Source organism: Mesorhizobium sp. M7A.F.Ca.CA.002.15.2.1 (assembly GCF_003998715.1).
Lineage (GTDB): Bacteria > Pseudomonadota > Alphaproteobacteria > Rhizobiales > Rhizobiaceae > Mesorhizobium > Mesorhizobium ciceri.
In genome coordinates, this window is sequence record NZ_RZPI01000622.1 from 1 (window position 1) to 3,310 (window position 3,310).

Annotated in this window: 3 protein-coding genes and 1 pseudogene; 1 reads left to right on the plus strand and 3 read right to left on the minus strand. The window is 59.7% G+C overall.

The annotated features are described in order from the left end of the window. From ENZ74_RS26350 to ugpB, 3 genes and pseudogenes are all read right to left on the minus strand, one after another. Positions 1-188: pseudogene (locus ENZ74_RS26350) on the minus strand (glycerol-3-phosphate transporter); the annotation flags it as partial. Between the two features lie 9 nt (positions 189-197). Then, positions 198-1,118, minus strand: a complete 921-nt coding sequence (gene ugpA, locus ENZ74_RS26355) for a sn-glycerol-3-phosphate ABC transporter permease UgpA (protein ID WP_050580468.1) — start codon at positions 1,116-1,118, stop codon at positions 198-200. Between the two features lie 157 nt (positions 1,119-1,275). Next, a complete protein-coding gene (ugpB, locus tag ENZ74_RS26360; RefSeq protein WP_127313089.1) occupies positions 1,276-2,586 on the minus strand; it encodes a sn-glycerol-3-phosphate ABC transporter substrate-binding protein UgpB in 1,311 nt (436 codons plus the stop codon). A 361-nt stretch (positions 2,587-2,947) separates the two neighbouring features. Between ugpB and ENZ74_RS26365 the strand changes: the two genes are divergently transcribed. Further along, a partial coding sequence (locus ENZ74_RS26365) for an MHYT domain-containing protein (protein ID WP_281059733.1) occupies positions 2,948-3,310 on the plus strand: 363 nt, incomplete at its 3' end.

Below are 3,310 nucleotides of genomic sequence, written 5' to 3' on the forward strand. Positions count from 1 at the left end.
AACAATGCCTCGCTGTAATTGTTCCAGAACTGATCGCCGGGCAGGAGCGGCAATGGCGGCCTGAGGATCGTTTGCAGCGTCTGCGTCGAGGCAACGAACGTGTAGTAGATCGGGAAGGCGACGATCAATATGCCGAGGATCAGCATGGCGTGGGCGATGACGGTGCGGAGCGGTGACTGGCCGATCATCGCTCGCCCTCAGCCGTAATGGACTTTGCGTTCCACATAGCGGAACTGGATGGCGGTGAGCGAGATGACGATGATCATCAGGATGACCGACTGCGCCGCCGAGTCACCGAGGATCAGATTGACGAAGCCGTCATTGTAGACCTTGTAGACCAGCGTCTCAGTCGTCTTGCCCGGACCGCCCCCGGTGACGGCATGGACGATGCCGAACGTGTCGAACAGGGCATAGACGGTGTTGACGACCAGCAGGAAGAAGGTCGTCGGCGCAAGCAGCGGGAAGACGATGGTCCAGAATCGCTTGGTCTCGCCGGCGCCGTCCATGGCCGCCGCCTCGATCAAGGCTTTCGGCACCGCCTGCAGGCCGGCGACGAAGAACAGGAAATTGTAGCTGATCTGCTTCCAGGCAGCGGCGGACACCAGCAGGATCATGGCGTGGGTGCCATTGAGCAGTGGATCCCAGGCGATGCCGAAACTCCTCAGCATGTAGGCCAGCGACCCGATCGAAGGGTTGAAGAGGAATAGCCACAGCATACCGGCAATCGCCGGCGCCACCGCGTAGGGCCAGATCAAGAGCGTGCGGTAGAGACCTTTGCCGCGCACCACCTTCTCTGCCATGACCGCCAGCAGGAGCGCCACGCACATGGCGACGATAGCGGTCGCAAGGGAAAACACCACCGTGACCTTGATCGAGTTCAGGTAGGCCGGATCGGCAAGCACTTTCCTGAAATTGGCGAACCAGACGAACTTGGTCCTCAGCCCGAACGGATCCTGCCTGAGCATGGATTGGTAGAACGCCTGACCGGCCGGCCAGTAGAAAAAAACGAGCGTGATGGCCAGTTGCGGCGCCACAAGCAGGTAGGGAAGGACCTTGTTGGGGAACACGACGCGAGGGGTCACGGAGCCACTCCGAGGTGATGAGGCGGGGGGCACCATGCGGCACCCCTCTCCGCCAAGATGGCTTTGATGAGCGTTTCGGACTGGGCATCATCGACCATTGGCGAAATCGCAAGGCACGGCAAAACTCCCCTCACGAGGGGAGATGCCCGGCGGGACAGATGGGTGCGCCGTAGAGCAAGGACCTGCGCTCGCTCTAATTCCCCAGCGCTTCCTTGATCGCGGCATTGCCACGCGTAACCGCATTGTCGAGCGCCTGCTGCGCGGTCTGCTGGCCGGCGAGCATCTTCTCGAACTCCTCGTTCTGGATATCGCGCACCTGCGGCAGATTCGGCAGACGTACGCCCTTGGAATTGTCGGTCGGCGTCTTACCCGTCATCTGCAGGATCGGGGTCTCGCGGCCGACATTCTTGTCATAGAAACCGGACTTCTTGGTCGCTTCATAAGCCGCCAGCGTTACCGGCAGATAACCCGACTTCTGGTGCAGGTATTCTTGCACCTCGGTCTTCGACAGGTAGGCGAAGAAGGCCGCGACGCCCTTGTACTCCGCATCGGATTTGCCGCTGAAAACCCAGAGGCTTGCGCCGCCGGGGGTCGTGTTCTGCGGCGCACCCTGGGCGTCGCTGTCATACGGCAATTGGCCAATGCCGTAATTCATGCCGGACTTGACGATATCGCCAAGTCCGCCGGACGATTCGGTCATGATCCCGCATTCGCCCGCAAGGAAGATCTGCTTGGCTTCGGAGGTGCGGCCGCCATATTTGAAGGTGCCGTCCTTGGCGAGGTCCGCCAGCGCCTGGAAATGGTTGACGAAAATCGGCGCGTTGATCTTGAGCTCGACATCGCCGCCGGCCAGACCGTTCTGCTGGGTGGCCCATGACACGTCATTCCAGGCCGCGAAATTCTCCAGATGTATCCAGGTCAGCCAGGTCGAGGTGTAGCCGCAGGCGGCCGCGCCGCTCGCCTTGATCTTCTTGGCGTCTTCCCACACTTCATTCCAGGTCTTGGGTGGGCTATCGACGTCGAGACCAGCCTTCTTGAAGATATCCTTGTTGTAATAAAGGATCGGCGAGGAGGAGTTGTAGGGGAAGGAGAGCATGGTGCCGTCCGGCTTCGAATAATAGCCGACTATGCCTGGCAGATACTGGCTCTTGTCGAAGGTCATTCCAGCGCTGGTCAACACATCGGCTGCGGGCTTGATGGCACCTTCGGCCGCCATCATCACGCCGGTGCCGACGTCGAACACCTGGATGATGTCTGGCGCCTGGCCCGCGCGGTAGGCGGCAATGCCGGCATTCAGCGTCTCGGGATACGTGCCTTTGAACACCGGAACGAGCTCATAGTCGCTCTGGCTGGCATTGAAATCTTTGGAGATCTTGTCGACGACTTCGGCATTGGCGCCAGTCATGGCGTGCCACCAACTGATCTGCGTGACGGCAAAAGCGGAGGTTGAGGAAAGCGTCATAAAGGTAGCGGCAACACCGGCCGCGAAGCCGAAGGACTTCATGTTTCATCTCCCGTTTGTCATTGGCGAAAGGGGGCACTCCCGCGAAGGCAATATGTGTCGCTCATGACAATCAGACAACGGTTTTGTTGCAGATCGACGAACTTCACCCTTTACCTGACGCAACGCTCGTCTCCGCTTGGAGGCATGGGAAGCGATGCGGTTAGCCGGCTTAGCGCGACGACAAGCGCGCCAGGAACCACCGTCGGGACCGTCAAGCTGGCTTTCGGCGTGTCAGCCCTGATTGCAGCCGCAGCAACCCGAAGAGACACGCCAAGGTTGCAGCCGACTTTATCGATCCCTCAACGGCAACGCGCTACTCAATCCTGCTGCCCTGTTTATTTCCAAAGCTCAGGTGAAATAAATGCTGACGGTCTACAATTGTATCGTCAACGAACATGATCTGAGACTGGTCGCACTCGCCGCGTTGATCTGCGGAATTTCCTGCTTCTCTGCTGTCAACCTGCTTCAGCACATAAGCCGTTCCACAGATCGGAACCGGCTTGCCTGGCTGATGATCGCGGCCACTTCGACCGGCTTTGGCATCTGGGCAACGCACTTCATCGCCATGCTCGCATTCACACCGGGCATACCCAGTGCCTATGATCCGGCACTCTCCGTGCTTTCGCTCGCTGCTTCGGTCACTTTGACGGCAGCCGGCATGTGGATCGCCACCTTGCGGGATGAGTTCGACTATCATCTCGTCGGCGGCGCCGTGCTGGGCGGC